Below are 2,338 nucleotides of genomic sequence, written 5' to 3' on the forward strand. Positions count from 1 at the left end.
CTTGAGATATTAATATAGGCAATTTAACTAAATATTAAATGTTTATTAGTAATAAAAAAATTAATTATACAAAAAGACCGTAATTTCTAAATTCATTAAGAATTGCGGTCTTCTTATATTTAAAACTATCTTTATATAACTAATAACTTTACTCAAATATTATATATACCAACTAAACAACGAAAATCCTAGCCTGGAGAGCAAAAGCTGATGGGCTCAGTAGTGGTTTAATCTTAGTCGGCGTTTTTCAGCCGGCTTAGATTACTGCCGAGCTTGAAGACAATTTTTAAATTGGCGAAAAGTCTCTCACTACGTTCCAGCCCAATCAGCTTTTGATCGGAAGGCGGCATACTTATAAATACCCCCTGCTTTTGACCTAAAAACAGCATATTTATAAAATACCTTATTTATTGATAGTCGATTTACTGTAATCTTTACCAGCAGTTAGGTCATATTGAACCAACTTGTAATCTTTCAATAATTGTTTCTGCTTAGCTGTTAAATCTTTGCTTGAAACTCTCTTACCATTTTTATCAACATATAAGTTTGGATTGGAACCTACGCTGTCTTTGGCCATGGCTGGCAATTCTTCTTGAACGCGTGTCAACAAGGCGTAGTATGGTGTAACTTTTTGTTTCATTTGTTTTAGCGCTAAGGGAATAAAACCATTAGGATCAGTTATTTGGGTAGCGTCGTTGATCTTTTGGGTAGCGTCGCCATGTTCCAATGCGTACTTATTGCTATAAACAAAGTAATCTGTTTCGTGTTGAACAATGTCATATTTTGACATACTGTTGCCATCATAAATTCCAGGCAAGTGATCGCCATACCAAACAATCGTTATTGGTTTGTTAATTTTATCCAATTCGTTGAGGAATTTTTGAGTGGAAGTATCAGTTATATTGATACCTTTGGAATAATTCTTTACTTGTTGTAAGTTCTTGCCGGCACCTTTGCCACTGACTTTGAATTGGTTGTTAGCGTATTTAGTCAAATATGGCATGTGGTTTTGCATTGTAACAACATTAATGAATTGACCGCCTTTGGCCTGATTTATTTGATCCAACGTGTCATTATAAGTGGCTTGATCGCTGACGTATGGACTGTATGGCAAAGTACTGACATCTTTCAGAGCCAAGTTTCCAGTAGTACTGATGTTGCGGAATGTTTGAATCCCAAATTTTTGATAAACGGTATTACGGTCGTAAAAATTACCATCGTATGGGTGGATAGCTGCCGTTGTGTCGAAACTATTGGCGATATTAATAGGATGATTCTGTTTTGTGACTAATTGTGTGTATGGCGACGTTAATGACTTAGAGAACAAATTATAGGCCAAACCAGTAAAGGTCATATATTCCATATTGGCCGTTCCACCACCATAACCAGAACTCATCATTAAACCAGAAGTATTGTTCTTCTTAATATTTTGCAAGTTTGGAGCTACTTCATGATTGAGCTTAATATTAGGAACTCGCTTAGGATCAGCAAAACTCTCACTTAAAACAAAAATCAAAGTTTGTTTCTTTAAGTCGTTGTTAGGACGATCTTGGTTGATATCATCGGCCACACCTTGGTACTTCTTGACTAACTTATTCATTGTAGCTTCGTTATAACCACTAGGTTCGTCCATCACGTCGATATGAACATTGCTTAAAAAGGTCAACATTGGGCCGTTCGTATTGGCCGACCAGTTGATATTGACGACAAAGTCTGAATAGCCGATTTTAGCCAAAAATTTATTAGTCAACGAACCTTCTCGATTAGCTGTATAAAAGCTACCTAGACTGATTAAGGCTAATACTACGAAGATCACTCTGGGAATAACTTTAAAACGTAATAGCTTCTTACCAAAGCGCATTTCCAAAAATACACTTGCCGCTACAACGACGATTATTGCAACGACAACGACGATAACCACTTTAGCTGTGACCATCGACAAAAGCTCCTTGGCATTGCTGATGAGGGCCAAATCACTTGGTAGAATTGGTTCCGCCCGATAAATTACTTTGAGACGGTTAGCGATACCATAAATGGCAAAGAAAATGTAAAAAATGGCTGAAGAATAAAAGAAACGGTTGATCAAACCGTACAATCCCATATAGATCAGAAATAAAATAATTGATGTCACAATATAAGTAGATACATTAGTTTGAAAAACAGTCTTAGCTGCGTAGGACAATGACCCAGTCTGTGACAAGTCCAACAAATAGCCCACCAGAAAGGCTGAAAAAATTATAAAAATTATTTGGGCAATATGTAATGCCCGATTTTTCTTTTGCATGGCGAATTTACAATTGAAATGCAACACAAAGTAAAAAAATAAACCCATACCGGG

1 protein-coding gene is annotated in these 2,338 nt (G+C 36.3%); it reads right to left on the bottom strand.

What is annotated here, in order from left to right:
• Window positions 1-403: 403 nt before the first annotated feature.
• Window positions 404-2,338 (bottom strand): LTA synthase family protein (locus FD29_RS03345; RefSeq protein ID WP_157049378.1); only part of this gene is annotated, 1,935 nt, incomplete at its 5' end.

The organism is Companilactobacillus mindensis DSM 14500, from assembly GCF_001434275.1.
In the GTDB taxonomy this organism is placed as follows: Bacteria; Bacillota; Bacilli; order Lactobacillales; family Lactobacillaceae; genus Companilactobacillus; species Companilactobacillus mindensis.